At 44.6% G+C, this 18,528-nt stretch carries 13 protein-coding genes; 6 read left to right on the forward strand and 7 right to left on the reverse strand.

The window, feature by feature from the left end; all coding sequences use genetic code 11:
• The 6 genes from ACX0G7_RS21415 to ACX0G7_RS21440 form a co-directional block, all read right to left on the reverse strand.
• Positions 1 to 721 (reverse strand): PmbA/TldA family metallopeptidase (locus ACX0G7_RS21415; protein ID WP_458925566.1); only part of this gene is annotated, 721 nt, incomplete at its 3' end.
• A 192-nt stretch (positions 722 to 913) separates the two neighbouring features.
• Positions 914 to 2,782 carry a hypothetical protein gene (locus ACX0G7_RS21420; RefSeq protein WP_458925567.1) on the reverse strand — a complete coding sequence of 623 codons (1,869 nt, stop codon included), beginning with the start codon at positions 2,780 to 2,782 and terminating at the stop codon, positions 914 to 916.
• Positions 2,779 to 5,088, reverse strand: a complete 2,310-nt coding sequence (locus tag ACX0G7_RS21425; RefSeq protein WP_458925568.1) for a DUF4175 family protein — start codon at positions 5,086 to 5,088, stop codon at positions 2,779 to 2,781. Before ACX0G7_RS21425 ends, ACX0G7_RS21420 begins: the two co-directional genes overlap by 4 nt.
• A 174-nt stretch (positions 5,089 to 5,262) precedes the next feature.
• Entirely contained in the window at positions 5,263 to 6,768 is a 1,506-nt protein-coding gene (locus ACX0G7_RS21430) for a BatA domain-containing protein (RefSeq protein WP_458925569.1), read from the reverse strand.
• Entirely contained in the window at positions 6,769 to 7,656 is an 888-nt protein-coding gene (locus ACX0G7_RS21435; RefSeq protein WP_458925570.1) for a DUF58 domain-containing protein, read from the reverse strand.
• A gap of 60 nt (positions 7,657 to 7,716) precedes the next feature.
• Positions 7,717 to 8,697 carry an AAA family ATPase gene (locus ACX0G7_RS21440; protein ID WP_458925571.1) on the reverse strand — a complete coding sequence of 327 codons (981 nt, stop codon included), beginning with the start codon at positions 8,695 to 8,697 and terminating at the stop codon, positions 7,717 to 7,719.
• A gap of 244 nt (positions 8,698 to 8,941) precedes the next feature.
• Between ACX0G7_RS21440 and ACX0G7_RS21445 the strand changes: the two genes are divergently transcribed.
• Positions 8,942 to 9,565, forward strand: coding sequence for a DUF4159 domain-containing protein (locus ACX0G7_RS21445; RefSeq protein WP_458925572.1), 624 nt, complete (start codon positions 8,942 to 8,944; stop codon positions 9,563 to 9,565).
• Positions 9,566 to 9,681: 116 nt separating this feature from the next.
• Here ACX0G7_RS21445 and ACX0G7_RS21450 read toward each other — a convergent pair whose 3' ends face one another.
• The gene (locus ACX0G7_RS21450) at positions 9,682 to 13,464 is read right to left on the reverse strand and encodes a S8 family serine peptidase (protein WP_458925573.1); all 3,783 of its coding nucleotides are present in this window, start codon (positions 13,462 to 13,464) and stop codon (positions 9,682 to 9,684) included.
• Between the two features lie 218 nt (positions 13,465 to 13,682).
• Here ACX0G7_RS21450 and ACX0G7_RS21455 point away from each other — a divergent pair, with 218 nt between their 5' ends.
• The 5 genes from ACX0G7_RS21455 (at position 13,683) to ACX0G7_RS21475 (ending at position 18,377) form a co-directional block, all read left to right on the forward strand.
• Positions 13,683 to 14,015, forward strand: a complete 333-nt coding sequence (locus ACX0G7_RS21455) for a hypothetical protein (RefSeq protein ID WP_458925574.1) — start codon at positions 13,683 to 13,685, stop codon at positions 14,013 to 14,015.
• 47 nt (positions 14,016 to 14,062) lie between these two features.
• Positions 14,063 to 15,238 carry a mannonate dehydratase gene (uxuA, locus tag ACX0G7_RS21460; protein ID WP_458925575.1) on the forward strand — a complete coding sequence of 392 codons (1,176 nt, stop codon included), beginning with the start codon at positions 14,063 to 14,065 and terminating at the stop codon, positions 15,236 to 15,238.
• Positions 15,239 to 15,305: 67 nt separating this feature from the next.
• Positions 15,306 to 15,995 carry a response regulator transcription factor gene (locus ACX0G7_RS21465; RefSeq protein ID WP_458925576.1) on the forward strand — a complete coding sequence of 230 codons (690 nt, stop codon included), beginning with the start codon at positions 15,306 to 15,308 and terminating at the stop codon, positions 15,993 to 15,995.
• Positions 15,996 to 17,378: a HAMP domain-containing sensor histidine kinase gene (locus ACX0G7_RS21470; protein ID WP_458925577.1), complete on the forward strand. Its 1,383-nt coding sequence runs from the start codon at positions 15,996 to 15,998 to the stop codon at positions 17,376 to 17,378.
• A gap of 159 nt (positions 17,379 to 17,537) precedes the next feature.
• Positions 17,538 to 18,377 carry a universal stress protein gene (locus ACX0G7_RS21475; RefSeq protein ID WP_458925578.1) on the forward strand — a complete coding sequence of 280 codons (840 nt, stop codon included), beginning with the start codon at positions 17,538 to 17,540 and terminating at the stop codon, positions 18,375 to 18,377.
• Positions 18,378 to 18,528 lie beyond the last annotated feature (151 nt).

Genomic DNA, 18,528 nt, shown 5'->3' on the forward strand with positions numbered 1-18,528 from the left:
CCATTGGAGAGCTCAACGAACGCCTTGACATAAACTTTCCACTTGCACGGTCTATCCTCGTTACGTTGAAGTTTGGATAGATCCGCTGTATGTCCTGGTCTATGTATGAACCATCGGTGGAAGCAAAATACTTCTGTTCGTTCACTGCAAAAATTACCGAGTTCACAAAGTTTGCACCATTTTTCATTGCGGCATCGTTGACCTGCAGCAGCAAATCAACTTTCTCTTTTACTGGAACAGAGAACGCATTCACTTCTACCGGGGCTTTCCAGCTTACTTCGCCAAAGCCTTTTTGTGGTGCCAGGCGCACTGCCTCGCCCTGTATCTTCGCATTGGCTTTCGCAACAGCAACTGCCTGCTCGGCAGCTTTTGCGATAGCATCTTTTGTTACATTATTTGTTGCCGCAAATCCCCAGCAACCATTTGCGATAACACGAATGCCGATACCAAAGGATTCAGTATTGGCAACACCCTGTACGCGCTTTTCCCTTGTAGCTACGAATTGATTGAGATAACGACCAATACGGACATCAGCGTAGGTAGCGCCTTTTGATTTAGCCGCATTCAGCGCAACATCCGCAAATTCTTTTTTTATCTTAACATCCATGCCTTCATTTAAGGCCTGTAGTGGATCGATTTCATTGCCAAGGAGGGAAAATTTCGGCAGAAACATTGCACCCATGCTCAAGGCAGACAGGTGAAGAAAGTCTTTTCTTTTCAAGTTATTTCCTCTTATTAGTTAGTGAATGGAGATATCATTAATAAAGCGACCAGTGCTTCGGGGTTCAATTTTAATTTTAAATTAATGTGGACAGGCGCCGCATTAATCCTGAAAACCTTTCTCTCCTGGCTGTACGATGATTAATAGTATCATTAATTACAGAACAGCAATCTATGCAAATTTTATTAACTACTATCTGCTATTGTGAAATTTTTCTTCTATCCAGATATAAGTACAGCAGATCAGAAACATTATAATTATATATAATTTTGCAAAGCTGTTAAAGCCATGCGTAGTGCTGCTGTCCGATGTGAGCTGCGAAGATGATAACATGGAAGACCTCAATTTGTTAACAGCTATTCTGCTTACTGCATGCAGATCTTTCCAGTCTGTTTTGCCAAAGCTATACCAGTAAAAAGATTGATTATCATCTGAATGTATCACCTGCCATCCGTTCTTACGCGGCCAGTATATTCCCTTCCATTGAAACGGCAAAAGATATTGTTGATTCATTGGCACAAGCGAGTGGTTAACGTTGGCACGGAAAGGCAGTGAATCTGCCGATTCAATCATGATGTATGCAGGCATATCCGTCGCGTTTATCGACGGCGCAACTGTATATAACTGCGGTAGATTTTTTGTCCGGGAAGTTTCACTGATCAGATCGGACCAGTACCCGCGATAAGCAAGCGTATCACCGCCAAGCACCCAATTATAAGTATTTGAAATCGTAGTCGACACCAGGATGCCTTTTCCTGATACTGCCGCAGCTGAATAAAGATGACTTTCCCTGTCTTTGATCAGCGGTCTCAGATGTTCCGCCTGGCTGATAAACATGGGTCGGGTAGCGGTGAGTACCGGCATCGCAGCACCTGTATCTGCCGTCTGCAAGTGTAACTGTTGTTTGTTGAGTGAACCTGACTGGCTATAACGGAATGGGGCATTAAAAAACAAGGAAGCCGGTGTGATGCTATCTGCTTTGATAATGAGTCCGAGACCATCCTGTTGCACAGCTGTCTTTAAGTTATTAAGCTCAATTGCCGACAGTTTATTCAATGCTGTCGCATCGCCGATCACCACGTCGAAATTATTCAACATCGACCTGCTGATACGATCAGCTTTTATGTCACGGATGTTAAGATATTCTGTATTGAATTTGTTGCGGCTCACAGCCGTCCTGATGGCAACTCCATAGTTGTTAGTGAATAACCAGTTCTTGAGAAATTTATTTTCAAAATCCGGCGAAGAAGCAAGCATCAGGATTTTTATCGGGGCGGTTGGCAGTGTTTCGAACGGAACCTTTTCTTTGTGCAACGTATCTTTTCCAGCCATTACCAGCAGTGTGTATACTGCCCTTCCGTTTTGCTTCGGTATGGTTTGTAATTCGAACCGGGCTAACTGGTCACCTGGTATTGTTGCAGAGTCAAGCGTTGTATTGAAGCCTTGAAGAATGATCTGAACATCTCCCGGTTTATTGTTATTAAAAGAACCCTGTACTCTTAGTTTCTCGCCGGAATATAACTGGCGGTTCCAGTTCACCGAATTAAAATGCCTGGTAAGGAAAGGCGGATGAAAAATGATTTCATGGTTACCAGCCAAATTCAACTCGTTTTCTTCAAGCCCATAACCCAGTACATGAATTATTTTAATGGCCGGGCGCGGGTCAGATGTGTCGGTGCTTCCGGGCGCATTTAAATATGCGTTGTTTTGTAACCCTGGGATCTCATTGATCTGGTGTATCAATGTCGCTTTGCGGTTTGCCATCGCCAGTTCTGGCTCTTTGGTATAGATTTTCAGCCCGGGTTTCACATTAAGTAAACGCTTCAATGTATCAGTTGACGACCCTGGTGTCAGGATGATGAGTTCTTCTGCATTATCTGTTGCAGTCTGTTTGTCCCGGGCGATGTTAAGAAAAAGAAGATACATGGCGGCAACAGCAACCAGGCTTACAAAAGCCCGGAGATGCCTTTGTTTTTTATTTGCCCGCCGGTAGGTCGCCCATAAAAGATAGCTACCCAGCAGCAGGCTCAGAACGGGCGCCAGGTAATTCCAATAACTCATGAACCGCGGGTAGATTTATTCAGGTTGATAAAATATTCGTTTGAAAGTTTCGTATCCGGGGCTGATTGTCTGCCGGCCGGCGTACGGGTGGATTGCTTGAGCATAAGTTGCAAAGCTTTTCCTGTTTTTACAAAGTCGGCAAACCCACCTTCATTTTTTATTATTCTTTGAATCGCTTCAAACGAAGCCAGGTATAATCTGGGATCTGCACTTGCCTTAAGACTTAATTCGCCGGCTGTCTGTTCCAACACTTCCAGTTCGGATCCGGATAATGGAGGTGCTGTCAGTTGTTTACCGGTTTGACCTTGATTATTTCGTATCTGTTCCGTCGATTCGTCTATTATGGCCATCGCTTTCCTTAGAACTGATTCCTTTTGATGCGGAGATTGGTATGTCTGGGTATTCACTCTTTCGATGATCTTGTCCAATTCGCCGGTCAATCTTTTTTCTGGTTTTAGCGGGGTTGTCTTGGTGTTGGTCTTGGCGACATACTCCCGCGATTTTTGCTGCAATTCTTTCAGGAGGCGGAGTGCCTTATATTCATAAGGAAGTGCATCGGCCGGTTTATAGGTCCTTAATCTTAATTCGGCTTCCCACATCTCAGCCAACACAGCCTTCAGATCTCTCTTTGTTTGTGGATCAAAAAAAGTTGCATCCTCTGCTATATCATGTTTGTGTGCGTACCTGTCTATAATCTTTTCAGCATTGTTAAAATCTTCCACTGATATTTCTTCGTCATGATCATCATCGTGTTCATCACCTTCCTTTGGCTTTTCATCATGGTCATGACCGGTATTACCATCTTCTCCGATCTTAGTCTCAGATTCCTCGCCAAGGAATTTGCCATATCTCAACCGAAGCAATTTCTGATCTATTCCGAGATCATTACAACGATTATTGAAAGTTTCTTTGCTGATGGTATCCCTGCTCTTTAATAACTGTTCAGTCTCAATGATAATTTGCCGCTGGCTGCGGAAAAATTCCGGTTTAATATCAACTCCACTCATCATGCCATCCATGCTCATCAAAGCAGCTGTGTCTTCTATCTTGATGGTGAATATATCAGACCTTGTTTCCTGTTTGTTGTTGTCGGTCGCGCTGACATAAAAATAAAGTTCATCACCGGGCTGCATACCCATACCCGAAAGATTGAAGGTTTTGTTCAGCCTGTATTGTTTTCCACCGGCTGCAAACTGATTAAATGCGAGTTTTTGTTCTTTGAATTTAACAGCCTCTCCATTTCCACTTGCTATAGTTGCTGTTATACTGCTGCCGGCGATACCATAATCATCAGTAAGTACCAGGTTTAGTGGTACCAGTGTTGATTGCCCGTACTCAATAATTGTTGCAGGTCTTGGTCTCTGCACAATAATTGAAGGTTCTTTATCCGGTATGATCTCCAGTTGATAAAATTCTGAAAGCTCATTATCGATCTTAACCTGGTAAAAGCCATTGGAGGATATCAGCCGTTCTGTGGCCCAGGCACCGGGTGTTTTATTCAACGATTCGAGGTCGAGCGTGGTACTGTCATTAAATATCAGCTGTACAGAAGAAGGATTGCCTTTTGTGTTAAGCTCCCAGGTGAGTCTTGAACCCTGCTCGGCCCTTACATTTAACCGTTGTTGTCTGCGGGTTGCTACACCAGTATAGGCAGGTGGATCAATGGTAAGATTGATACTACTTACTGATGGCAAAATTTTCTCTGGTGTCTGATCAACACCTGCTCTTTGCCGACTATCTGTTTGTTGGTCGCCGTAGCCTCGCTGCGCACCAATAACATAAACCGATCCGGCCAGCAGAACACTGATACCAAAAATGAGAATAGCTTTTTTTGTTCTCGCAAATCCGGGATTATTGTTCCGGAATTTTCGATCAGCTGATGCTATACCGGTCAGCGCTGCCGCCAGTTTCCTCACCTGTAGTTTTTCAAGTAACCCAAGTTGATGCGCTGGCTTTAGTAACAGCCCTGTGCTTTCCTCGAGTTCCGGATAATTATGGTTGAGCAATCTTGCCGCGTCTTTGTCCCTGACTTTCCAACGCTGAAAAACGGATAAGCTAACGGTAAATATGAGTATCGACATCGGGATTACCCACCAGATACTGATATTAAAAAAAGTATACAGGAAGGCCGACAAGGGCAAAGAAATAGCCAATGCAATTACTCCCATGGCCAATAGCTCATACTTGCGCCATGACTTCTGAAATCCCGATATATGTTCATTCCGATTCATAGCATGATGACCACCGGTCATTGTTGTATGCGATGCCATTTCAGACGATATGATATTTGGTTTCGGTTCCTGCATTATTTGTTCATTACCTCATTGATTTGTTTCGTATTCTGCGGTTGATCGATTCCTGCATTGTTTGTTCGTTACCTCATTGATTTGTTTCGTATTTCTGCGGTTAATCGGTTCCTGCATTATTTGTTCGTTACCTCTTTGATTTGTTTCGTATTCTGCGGTTAATCGGTTCCTGCATTATTTGTTCGTTACCTCATTGATTTGTTTCGTATTTCTGCGGTTAAATGAAATGATACGTTCTGCTGCAAATAACAGGAATGCTACCAGCCAGAAAGTGTAGCTGAGATCCAACACCTCAACAGCTGATTTGTTTTCCTTATAAGTTTGCCTGGTTACCGTAGGAATAACATTGGCTGGTTCAGTGATATTCTGATCATGGTTTGGGACAAGCTGTTTAACCGGGTCATTCACGATCAGCGGGAAAAGCAGCTTCGGAAATTCAGGATTCCAACTTAGATCGGACCATGCTGGATGGAAGCGCGTATAAAAACGGTAAATGCGTTGAGCCTTGTTCCTTTCATTTGTTGTTAGGTCCGAAAGATTCTCATTGCTCTCTTCCAGGGTCAATAGCGGACTTCCAAAGCCATCCTTCCATATTAATCTTTGTTCTTTGTCAGCTGCAGCTACGCGCTGAAAAATAGCAATAGCTCCCGGCAGAACGCCACCATTTTCTGTGGTCAGCCAGCTGCGCGATAGAACAGGGGTTCCCGGTTGGTAAAGGAACAGATTTTCAGCAGTTACATTTGCCGGGGGCGGATCTTTTGAGAGCCAGAATAGCCAGTGTTGTGAAGCAGGTATATCTTCGATCTTATCAACCGATGTAAGGACCAATTTGTAGCTCCCGAATGCGGAGATAGCCTTTATTGCGGCCTGCAGGTATCGTACATCTTCTGCAAATTTGTTATGATAAACTGAAACCCTTAAAGTGGAAGTATCCACCTGTTCGGATTTGTCCGGCGTACCTGAAGTAACTGTTTTTACAAAAAAACTCCCGTTGTCTCCCGGTTGAAGAGCACTCAACTCGTATGCACCATTATTTAGCTGCCGGGTTATGACCGGAAGTGATGGGTAAACAGTATCCTTTTGAACCATCTGCCACCGGAGATCGACGGAAACCACGGGTCGCCTGCCAACCATATTTCCCGTGACATCGCTGAGTTTATCATTGCTGAAAAAATACACAGGGTAAGCTGCCGGTAACAATTTGTCGGCCCGGCTGAGTATGGACCAATAAGATAATGCCGGCCTTGGCAATGTTGTTGAGTCTGCTATAAATCTGGAGCTGTCACTGATATTTATTCTTTCAAGCGTTTCGTCGGCAGCATGTAGTTCAAAGCCCTGGTTTAATAATGAGTCGATGGGCGTCCTGAAGTGGTTGTATACAAATGAAAAATCTTTTTTATCGACAAGCACCCAGCCGTTTTTCTCTTTTTGTTTCATGATCTGCCATTCGGGGCCGGCCATTAACATGGCTAATGCCAGGATCATCAGGCACCTAAGTAATAACAATAACCATTGAGTGGGCCGGAGGCTGGATGAAGTTTGTTGTGTGGCATCCGTCATCAGCAGTGTAGAACCTATTCTCAGCACTTTCCCCTTCCGTATGTTCCATAGATGAATAATCACTGGTATAATAATACCAGCACCTGCTGCTAACCATATGGGATTCAAAAACTGTAACAACTATGCCTTCAGTTTATTGCGCTGATTAATAAAATCACGCAGTGCTTTGTCAACCGGCTCGTCGAGTGCCGTTAAGCGGTAAAAAATATTTTTATTCAGTGAGAATGCTTTCTTTTCTTCGATAAAGGTTTGAAGTTGTGTTTTATAAAGATCTCTGTCAGCCTGTGCATTGATCGCAACAACCTTGCCCGTCTCAAGATCCTCCACCGCCTGGTAACCTTTGAAATTGAACTCGAGTTCATTCCTTCCCATCAGGTGAAATATCATGATCTCATGTCTCAACGCTACAAATGAAGTGAGCAGCTCACTGATTTCCCTGTTTTCCTCATAGAAATCAGTAATGAAGATGAGCAACTCACGTTTATGGGTACCCGCAAATATGTCTTTATAGTTGATGGGCTCAGTAAACTTACCCGAAGGTCTGATATTTTCAAGTTGGTAAAAATACCTGGAAAGGTGCTGGTGATCCTTCCGGCAGGGCAACGAAAAGAGATCCCCATCACGAAACACGTATAGCCCAATCGAATCTCCCTGGCTGTTTGCCAGGTAAGCCAGGCAGGCTGCAAGGTAACGGCCATAGTCCATCTTGGTAAATTCGCCATCCTTATGTTCCATTGACCCACTGGCATCTATTACAAATCGTACTGATACACTGGTTTCCGTTTCCGATTCCCTGATATAATACCGATCGGACCTTGCATACATTTTCCAATCCAGCGAGCGCAGATCATCACCCGGCTGATAGCTGCGGTATTGACTGAATTCCATACCCGTACCCTTTACATTGCTCTTATGTATGCCCGCCATAAAACCATCTACAGTAGTTTTCGCGGCCAGCGAAAGATCCTTTATTGCCAGTAAAACCTTCGGATCCAGTAATCGACTCATTCTTCTTCTTTTTTAATCCACCGAACCTCTTAATTATCTCACTCATCACTCACTCATAACTCATAACTCACCATTCATCACTTTCTTTGTTACCATATCAGGAGTCACATTTTCTGCGTCTGCCTTAAAATTCATCAATATCCGGTGTCTTAACACGGGATAAGCCATTGCATGTATATCTTCTTTTACGACTGCATATCTCCCTTTCAGAAGGGCCCTTGCTTTTGCAGTTAATATAAGTGCCTGGCCCGCGCGTGGCCCCGCACCCCATCTGACCCATTCCTTTACAAATGGAACCTCGCTGGTTGCCGGTCGCGTTGAACGGATGATATTGCTCACATAAGTGATCAGTTCTTCGCTGATACTTACTTCTCTTACTAATCCCTGGAGTTCTTTGATTTCCTCACCATTTACGACGGGGTTAACGGTTGCCTTTTTATTCCCTGTTGTGTTTGTAAGAATTGCAGTTTCTTCTAACTCTGATGGATAACCGATTTGAATGTAAAGCAGAAACCGGTCAAGCTGCGCCTCCGGTAACGGGTAAGTACCTGCCTGTTCTATTGGGTTTTGCGTTGCCAGGATAAAAAACGGCCGGTCGAGCGGATAGGTTTTACCACCGTACGTTACTTCAAACTCCTGCATCGCTTCCAGCAGGGCAGACTGTGTTTTCGGTGGTGTACGGTTTATTTCATCTGCCAGCACAATGTTTGCAAATAACGGGCCCTGGTTAAACTTAAAAAACCGTTTGCCGGTGCTATGATCTTCCTCCAGGATCTCCGTTCCCAGGATATCTGTTGGCATTAAGTCCGGGGTAAATTGTATCCTTCTGAAAGTAAGGTGCAGCGCCTGGGAAAGAGTACGTACCATCAGCGTTTTTGCGAGTCCCGGTACCCCCTCAAGTAAACAGTGCCCACCTGCAAGCAAAGCAACGATTATCTCTTCAAGGATATGATCCTGGCCAACGATCACTTTCTGAATTTCTTTTTTCAACAGGGATAACTTCCCGATCAATTCGTCAACTGTTTTTTCCGTTACTTCCAAAATTCTATGTATTAATGAGATTTTAATAAAGCCCTGGCAAATTTTTCAACCGGCCATTGATATGATGGTAATCATATGGTTCAATTACAGGAGGCAGCCGTTGGAATGGTGATGAAAAAAGTAAATTAGCTAAAAAACGGAATGTAAAAAAACAGAATTGACAAGTCGGGTTGTAATTAGCAGGGAAGTAAGGATATTTGTTCTGCAAAGTGTATATAATAGAAATTCATCATAAACGAAATTAATGCCCCAGGCGAAGTTCACGTTTGCAAGAATTCAATACAGGTCCGGCGACTGGAATACTGATCAGCGAATGCCTTCAAACGTTCTTAACTCACTGATTGAATACACGACTATTCCGGTGGAGACCGATGAGAAAATTGTTGAGTTGAGCAGTGAAGAGATCTTTGCATATCCCTTTGCCTATCTGAGCGGACATAAGCTTGTTCAGTTTGATACAAGGGAAGCTGCAAATTTTAAGAAATATGTTCAGAATGGAGGTTTTGTGTTCGTGGATGACTGTAACCACGATATAGATGGATTGTTCGCCAAGTCATTTGAAACACAGATGAGCAGCTTGTTTGGTGCGGGTTCATTAAAGAAGATTCCGAATAACCATAAAATCTACAATTCATTTTTTGCATTCGAAAAAGGTCCCCCCAATACCTCCTTTGAATTGAATGGATGGGGCGATGACCTCGTACATGATTACCTGAAAGCCGTCGAGATCAATGGACGTATTGGCGTGCTTTATAGCAATAAAGATTATGGCTGCGAATGGGATTACGATTTCCGCAACAAAAGATTTTTAGCTGAAGACAACACAAAGTTCGCCGTAAACATTATTGTTTATGCAATGAGCATTTAAGGAGTGATGAGTTAAGAGTGATGAGTTAAGAGTTAAGTTAATCACATAACTCTTAACTGACTCATAACTCTTAACTCATCACTCTTAACTCTCATGGCCTTTATGTCGCAAGATCATTAAATCGCGACCATAATTTTCTTAACATAGACTTCCTTACCGTGCCTGATCTTGATCAGGTACAATCCTGAAGGCAGGCCTTTCAGTCCAATCTGTTTGGTAAATCTTCCGATAAAGCCAGGCGTTGCGTTCCGGTACACGGTTTGCCCCGTTGCGTTGACCATCGTTATTTCAAGATTTTCTTTGGTTTTAAATTCAAACTGCAAGGTGAACAAGCCATCATTCGGATTTGGCGCTACGGAGAGTTTGATCTCGTTATCTGAAATATCTATAACCGCTGTTGAGACAAAATTTATTTCGTTGGAAGATAAAAGGCAGCCAGAGGCTCCGCTCACCACAGCTTTATAAACTCCGGAAATAGTCGGGTTGTAAGTGCGGCCGGTGGCTCCGGGTATTTCAGCGCCGTCTCGGAACCATTGGTTTCCAGTGAGAGCCGAACTGGTAAGTGTGCCGCCATTCAACGAGATAACCGGCAGGGATACGGTCTGCGCAACCACAGCTCTTCTTGCTGTCGGACAGTTCAACAGGGCAATCTTCATATCATAGAAGAAATAATAAAAGTTCCTGAAGTCGTTTGGAGCGGTTACGTTATTACCGGTGATGGAAAAAGTTTCGGGGATAGTCAACGGATAAGGACTGGAAGCAACCGGTATGTTGTTATTCCGGAAAATGGTGGCGCCATCAAGGCATCTTATCATAATGGCATACTTCGTTGATGCTTCCGGAATAGGCAGGTTCAGCGCAAAAACGGCACCTGTATCGAGTGGGTTATTCCCCGCAACCTCACCGGGGGCCGGGGTAGGAGTGGTAGCAAAAACATCAATAGTGGTCTCCGAAATATTGAAATAAGAGATATTGGTTGCAGTCTCACTTTCTATCTCAATTACCGAAAATTTGATTTTACCCGGATTGCCAATGTACAGCCGTGCGCTTTCTATTATCATTGGTCCGGTAGTAGTAAATCTTACAAAGTTGCCTATGAAATTCGGATCGCTGCCAAACGAATTGTACCCGCCTGACGGATAAACCATTTTGTTCGGTGGGCCTATCTTGGTTTTTACATCGTTCAGTCCAATATAATAAGTTCTGTTTGCAGGTATCACAGAAGTCGAAGCATTGTCGCCACTTGCTATCGGTGTGCCACCGGTCGCCGTAGTGTACCAGTATGCTTTGTCTGAAGTCAGAGTGCCCGTGCGGGTAAGCACCACCTGGTTCGTCCCGCATTGTTCTGCACTTCCCGTTGGAGCGGCCCCCGGCAATGCCACCACTGCATTGCTGGTCAAGGCATCATTGGAAGTTACCTGGTCACCAACCAGGTTTGTGCTGGCAGTGATAGTGTAAGTTGCTCCTGCAATAGCGTTGAAGTATGCCTGGAACGTAAAGACGCCTTCTGAAAAAGGAGCCAGGGTGAGGGGGTAAACTGTATTGAAGACCGCAATCGTGGTCGGGCCGTTTTTCACTGTAGCAGTAACCGGGATATTTGATTGAGCTAAGTCCCCAAAGTTTTTCAACACCACACTAACCATTTGAGAATCGAGTGCACAGACATTGCCTGAAGGATTAATGATACTGGTGATCCCAACATTTCTTGAGGGCGCAGCAACCTGCGTGCGAAGATCTATGGTTTGCCCGGCAGCATAAGTACCACAAGCCGCAGCATCGGCCGGGTTTGCAGTTTCCACCGCCACAATACGCAGGATACTATTGTTACCAACGGGGATATTGGCCGGGGTGGTAATACTTCCGTTAAACGTTGCGTTGCCAGCCAGTACACCGCTTTGTGCCAGCATTTCACCAGCTTCAAAAGCTCCATTGTTATTGAGATCAATAAATACTTTTACGATTCGATTGGCAGTACTGCCATTACAGCTGTGTATTTTGATGGAAATGGGGTAAGTCTGGCCGGATTGAAGGGAAAACGTGGTTCCTGTAAGACTGTTATATCCTTCACAGGTGGCGGGGCCGGCGTTTGTAACCGAGCCGATCTGAACGCTTTCTATCCTGGTGCTGCCGGAAGCTGAGGCAGTAGAGCTGCAATAGGCCTGGCCTCCAACCCCGCTCACCAGCAGTGAATAGGCCTGGGCCCCTCTTTCCAGTGTACCCTTGTGGGTTACTGTAATAGTATAAGCCCGGCCGGGAACCGCACCCGGAATAACGATTTTCTCCACATTGTCCAGGATATTATCGCCGTTTGTAGCGGGGGCATCGCGGTTATTAGGATCCAATATATAAGGAAGAAAAGTGGTCCCCCCGCTTGTAATTTTTATATCAAGATCATTAATGAGTTTTCGCTCCGGGTTGTTAAGTCTGTTCGAAGTATTTACGGTACCCCTTGGATCGGTCCAGGATATGGTTGCAATCAGGGTACCTTTACCTGAAGCAATAACAGGCAGGGAAAAGGTAGCTCCGTTGTTAAGCGTTTCCTCCCTGATGAGCTGATCCGAATTATTTGATGTAATGACCGCTGCGGCCTTTTCCATATTCACCAGTCCCCAGCCATGTTTATAATCCGGGCCGGGAGCGGGGCCGGACTCATCAGCTGTGTGAATTACCAGTCCCTTTAAGGTGGCAGAACGCATAAATGTCCCGGCATGGATTTTTGAATAATACTCCTGCAATAGGAACAATGATCCACTGGCTACGGGTGTTGACATCGATGTACCGCTCAGGTAAGCATAGGCGTTATTATCACTGGCCAATCCGGACAACAGGTTGATACCATCAGTTACCACGTCGGGTTTGATGCGTCCGTCATCGGTTGGGCCGAAGCTGGTAAAAGTCGAAAGTTCTACATCGGATGACTGCAGATACCCGCCTGAGATGGGGTTTACGGCACCGACAGTGAGCACATTTTTTGCGACCGAATAAGTCGGAAGAATGTCATATCCATCATTGTTGCTGATTCCCGCCGGGCGGGGCCCCGCATCAATTAGTGAATTGGCTGTATTATAGCGGAAATACTTGGCACCCTCGTCAGGGCCATTCAGATCGCGGTTATTTCCGGCCGCTTTTACGATCAGGTAATAGGGAGCATTGTAGGCGACTGAATCCCACATGCGCGCATCATTATCATAATATCCGAATTTGTAATCTTCATTGGCACCCGCTTCTCCGCGGAACTCCCAGCGGCTCTCACTGTCATTATAATACCAGCCGGAAATGGTTCCATACGAATGGTTTGAGACGAGGAGGTTCGGAGCCTCAGCAAGAATTTCAGACATGTGATTAGAGAAATCATAAGCGATCAGTTGCTGCGCGCCAAAAGCCATGCCTTTTGCATTCGGATTTACCCCGGAATTGACCATAATCCCGGCCACGTGGGTGGAATGATCTTCGAGTGAGGCAGGATTATCTTTCTGGGTTATCTTACCGGTAAGTTCGACATGTGTGTTGAGAATCCGGCCCCCATCCCAGATGGCAAGTTTGCCACGCATATTTGCGGAAGAACCGCTCAGGTTAAGGCCTGTACTGGCTCCGGGCCAAAGCAGATTTGTTCTTATTGTTGCAGCGCCGTCGAGGTTGTCGAGGGTTGTGATATATAACGGGTTCCCGGCGGGGTCGATGCCAACCAGCCTGGCCACACTGCCTTTTTTGCCTTTGGTAAGCATCGGCCATGATTTCTGAGCAGCAATGGTTTTTAAACGGAGATAGTCTTTTTGTTCCTGCAAAGCCGTTTCAGTACTGGCTTTTTCAAGGATGGAACGGTTTGTTTTGGTTTGGGCGTTTACATGGGTAGACACAACAGAAACCAGGATAAGTCCCAGGGTCAAGATTCTGCTCATAAGTAGTAGTTGTCTTTGTTTTAAAATTACACTTTTTGGGATTACAACCATCTTTTTTGATAACTTCAGCGCCAAATAGAAACTCGTAGATGAAGCATGTATTAATCCGGATTTCAGCCGCTTTTATGGTCCTCTGCTTATGCTCTTCCTTCATATACGGGATTTTCGGAAAAAGGTGCGGGATCCAGGGTTATGTTTACGAGATTAAAGGGAACCAGATGCCTTCCCCTGATGAAAAACGGGCTCCTCCGAAAGGCATAAAAACCTCTGTATATATCTACGAGCTGACCTCACCGGCACAGGTAGTTGCTGCGGACAGACCAGGGTTTTACAAATCAATCAAATCCAAATTGATCAAAGAAGTTTCTACTGATGAAAAAGGATTTTTCAAGGTTAAACTGCCACCAGGTAAATATTCCCTTTTTACCAAAGCCGAAGCGCTTTATTATGCAAACATCTATGATCAGTTTAACAATATCTACCCGGTAGAGGTTCAAAAAAAGAAGATGACCGACGTGGTGATTAAGCAGGATTTCAACGCAGCTTATTAGAAGCGCCAGTGGTAACGTTCTCTGATATAACATTCAAAACAGCGATTTTGGCAAAATTCACTTTTCAGCAAACAATGCGATGGTTCGGCCCCAATGATCCGGTGAGCCTGGCAGACATCAGGCAGGCAGGATGTTCCGGTATAGTTACAGCACTACATCATGTTCCCAACGGTGAAGTATGGTCGAAGGAAGAGATCAATAAACGTAAACGCGAAATTGAAGCAGCCGGCCTGGTTTGGTCGGTGGTCGAAAGTGTCCCGGTACATGAAGACATAAAGACCCGGCAGGGAAAGTTTGAACTGTATATTGAAAACTATCGCCAGTCGTTAAAAAATCTTTCCGCCAGCGGGGTGAATATTGTTACGTATAACTTTATGCCGGTGCTCGACTGGACCCGGACCGATCTTGCATTTGCCTGCGAAGATGGAAGCAAGGCCCTGAGATTCGAAAAAGCCGCATTTGTTGCCTTCGATCTTTTTATGTTGCAGAGAGCGGGTGCTGAAAACGACTATTCTGCCGCGGAGATCTCAAGAGCAAGGGAACGTTTCGAGTCCATGACCGATGATGAAAAATTATTACTTCAGCGGAATATTATCGCCGGGTTGCCAGGTAGTGAAGAAAGTTTTACACTCGCAAGGTTCCAGGAGGCGCTCGATAAGTATGATGGCATCGATGCTGACAAACTCCAGGAAAACCTTTTCTTGTTTCTCAGGGAAATAGTACCGGTCGCCGAAGAGGCAGGGATCAAGCTGGTCATCCATCCCGATGACCCACCGTTCCCCATTCTCGGGCTCCCGCGAATCCTGAGCACCGCGGATCACGTCGAAGCGCTTTTTGATGCGGTGCCTTCACCGGCCAACGGGCTTTGTTTCTGTACAGGATCCTTCGGGGTGAGAGCCGACAATGATCTCCCGGGCATCGTCCGGAGATTTGGCGACCGCATTCATTTCGTTCACCTCCGAAGCACACTTCGCAATGAATGGGGCGATTTTTATGAGGCCGATCATCTGACCGGTGATGTGGATATGTATGAAGTGATCAAGGAACTGCTGATGGTAATGAATAGCCGTAAACAACAAATACCTGTTCGTCCTGATCATGGTCACCAGATGCTTGATGATCTGAAAAAGAAAACAAATCCTGGTTACAGCGCTATCGGAAGATTAAGGGGCCTCGCAGAGATCAGGGGTCTTGAATTAGGTATTTATAGAAGTATTTTTTAATTCGTTTTTAATCATGATTTGAGAAGAGCGTTAATTAGCCTCAACATTATTTCTCTATTTTAACGCTATGGAAGAGATAAAAATATTACTGGTAGAAGATGAGAAGAAGATTGCTGAAACATTAAAGAAGGGATTGACAGAACAACAGTACCAGGTAGAACTCGCGTTCGACGGTTTGCAAGGTTTGAAATTGTTTGAGACCTATAACTTTGACCTGGTCATCCTCGATATCAATATACCCGGGTTGAATGGCTATGAAGTCTGCAAGGCGATAAGAAAAATAAATGAACGTATACCCGTCGTAATGTTAACGGCGCTGAGTGCTGTTGATGACAAGGTGGAGGGCTTCGATGCCGGGGCCGATGATTATATCGTTAAACCTTTTGATTTCAAGGAGCTCCTGGTACGTATCCGTGCTTTGCTGAAACGTTTATACCAGGGTCCCCCTACCGGGAATATTTTGACTATTGCAGATCTGACGATGAACCTGGATAATAAGGAGGTTACCCGGCACGGTTCCTTAATATCATTGACAGCCAAGGAATTCCAGTTGCTTGAATACCTGGTCCGCAATAAAAATCGTGTTGTGTCCCGTGCGGATATCGCGCTCAATGTATGGGACATCGATTTTGATACGAAAACGAACGTGATCGATGTGTATGTGAATTTTCTGAGAAAGAAGCTTGATAAAGATTTCGAAAACAAACTGATACATACACAGGTTGGTATGGGATATATTCTAAAAGAAAATCCCTGAGTGAAAATCAAAGTCAAAATAACCGCAATTTTTGCTTTAGTGGTGACGGCCCTGCTGTTGCTTTTAAGTATGTCGGTTTATTATTTTTCGAAGCTGGAAAGAAGGGAAACATTTAAGAACCGAATTACGGCAAGGGCCAATATCAATACCCAGATCTACACAATTGTTGGTGATACTAATCTTGCAGCCCTGGCAAGGTTCGACTCCAGTTCGACAACTATCCCGCAGAAGTCTGTCACCATCTACAATCAGCAGAACGTTCCGATTTATCAATTCAATGCCCGGGGTGCTGATACCGTTCATGCTACTCCGGAAATTTTGGATGGGGCCAGGGCACTGAAGCGTTTTTATTTCAGCGATGGTGAAAAAGAAGCCGTTGCGTTTAATTATGAAGACGGACCCAGAAAGGTAGTTATCGTTGTCGGTGGGTTCGACGAAGACGGCTGGACCAGGCTACGAAAGCTCCAGAATATGTTGGTGGGAAGTCTTGCAGCTGGTGTACTATTAACGCTCATTGTTGGCTATGTGTTCTCCCAGCAACTGGTCCGACCAATTTCACAGATAATTCATGAAGTAAACGAGATCAGCTCACAAAATATATCGCATCGCATTCATGCCGGGAGTTCTCAGGATGAACTTAACCAGCTAGCCAATACTTTTAACGAACTGCTCAACCGGCTCCAGGAGTCGTTCCTGATTCAACGGAGATTTATATCAAATGCATCTCATGAGCTTTCTACCCCGCTGACTTCCATATTAAGTCAACTGGAAGTTACGCTTCACAGGGACCGGTCGGTTGACGAATATAAACAGGTCATGCAGTCGATTCATGAGGATGTACGGCAGATGCAACAGCTGACCAAAAGCTTGCTTGAAATTGCAAAGACCGGTTCTCAGGGCAGCATAGAATTGATTGAAGTACGTATAGATGAAGTCTTGCTCAAAGTGACTGCAGATGTTCAGAAGATCAGCCACGAATATAATGTTGACCTCAACTTCGGCGATTTTCCCGAGGATGAAAAAGCATTCATGGTTTTCGGATCGAACGACCTGCTGTATTCTGCAATAAAAAATGTGGTTGAAAACGGATGCAAATATTCTCCTGACCACGTCTCTGTTGTAAATCTCAGTTTCCCGGATAACAAAGTTGTTATTGAAGTAAAAAATGAGGGCGATGTTATAGCGGAAGAAGAGATTGAAAATATTTTTCAACCGTTCTACCGATCCGGTAATATAGGACAGGCGAAAGGATTTGGACTCGGTCTTGCCCTTGCAAAACGCATCATTAGTTTACATAAGGGCCGTATCGATGTGCAGTCAGACCTGATCACAGGTACAGTATTTACTATTATCCTCCCAAGTCTCCGCAGCTCCGAAACATAGAAAAAACCTGCCGGTGATCTGCCTGCCCGCATTAAGATAAATTAATCCTTTCAGTGCAATATAGGCATGATTCGTGTTCATTAATCCCGGCAATGATTCATAGAAGTGACAACGGATTTGTGCGCGTCCGTTAATTCAGGAATTTAACAATTCAATGGTATGAATAAGTTATTCAATAATATTCTGGTGCCGGTTGATTTTTCAGATGCAACGGAATTGGCTATTGAAAAGGCGATCGATATCGCGAATCATTTTAAATGTAACATACACCTGGTATTTGCTCGCGCGAACCCGGGGGTAAAGAAATCCAGGCATTTTGTAAAAGGTATAACAGGGAGCTCCATAGATGCTCAAACAAGGCTTTACCAATTACAGAACCGGGTTACTTACCAGCTGCATCCTGGCCTTTCTTTCCAGTCTTGTTTCAGGAAGGGCAACAGGAGTCGCGGGATAGTAGATTATGCACTTACCCACCATATAGACCTGGTAATTTTGGGTAGAGCAACCGGCATGTTAAGGGGCCTGGTAAATGGGAGATATAATATTAGTGAAATAACGAACCGGATTGATTGTCCTGTGCTCACGGTACGGAAAGATAATTCTGATGACCGGTGGATGAATATCGTGCTTCCGGTCTGCAGTATGTTACCAGTCAGGAAGATGATGTTTGCAAGCTACCTGGCAAGGAAATACAATTCCAGGATTCATTTGGTTTCCATTGCAGATGATAAAAACGAAACGAGCGAAGATAGCAATCAATACCTCTCAAGGGCATACCAGTTGTTAAGAGACAACACAAATCTTACCATTGAATGTCACACGATCCGTGGCCATAACATCGCTAACACAACGCTACGGTTTGCCGAGAAGATAAACGCAGATCTTATCGTGGTAAATTCCGGTTCTGAATCCAGGCTTCCTGGTTTTGTCAATAAACTTTTCAACGGAAGTTTGTTCAATGAATCCCGGATCCCGGTGATGGCAATTTCAACGGTATAACGTTGAAATGGTTGATGCAAATAATGTCCGCGCGACACTTATGAGTGTCGTCATAGCTTTATCTCAGTTATGGCCTTCCTGTTCCAATCAACAAGGTCCACTTGCTATCTCCGCATAATTTATTAAGTCGGGTTTTCTACCGCAATTAATC

The sequence above is a fragment of the Flavitalea antarctica genome (assembly GCF_054461535.1).

Coding starts and splice junctions, on each gene's coding strand:
- ACX0G7_RS21455 (WP_458925574.1), top strand. CDS start 13,683: ATGCCTTCCCCTGATGAAAAACGGGCTCCTCCGAAAGGCATAAAAACC.
- ACX0G7_RS21465 (WP_458925576.1), top strand. CDS start 15,306: ATGGAAGAGATAAAAATATTACTGGTAGAAGATGAGAAGAAGATTGCT.
- ACX0G7_RS21450 (WP_458925573.1), bottom strand. CDS start 13,464: ATGAGCAGAATCTTGACCCTGGGACTTATCCTGGTTTCTGTTGTGTCT.
- ACX0G7_RS21435 (WP_458925570.1), bottom strand. CDS start 7,656: ATGAGTCGATTACTGGATCCGAAGGTTTTACTGGCAATAAAGGATCTT.
- ACX0G7_RS21425 (WP_458925568.1), bottom strand. CDS start 5,088: ATGCAGGAACCGAAACCAAATATCATATCGTCTGAAATGGCATCGCAT.
- ACX0G7_RS21445 (WP_458925572.1), top strand. CDS start 8,942: ATGCCCCAGGCGAAGTTCACGTTTGCAAGAATTCAATACAGGTCCGGC.
- ACX0G7_RS21475 (WP_458925578.1), top strand. CDS start 17,538: ATGAATAAGTTATTCAATAATATTCTGGTGCCGGTTGATTTTTCAGAT.
- ACX0G7_RS21420 (WP_458925567.1), bottom strand. CDS start 2,782: ATGAGTTATTGGAATTACCTGGCGCCCGTTCTGAGCCTGCTGCTGGGT.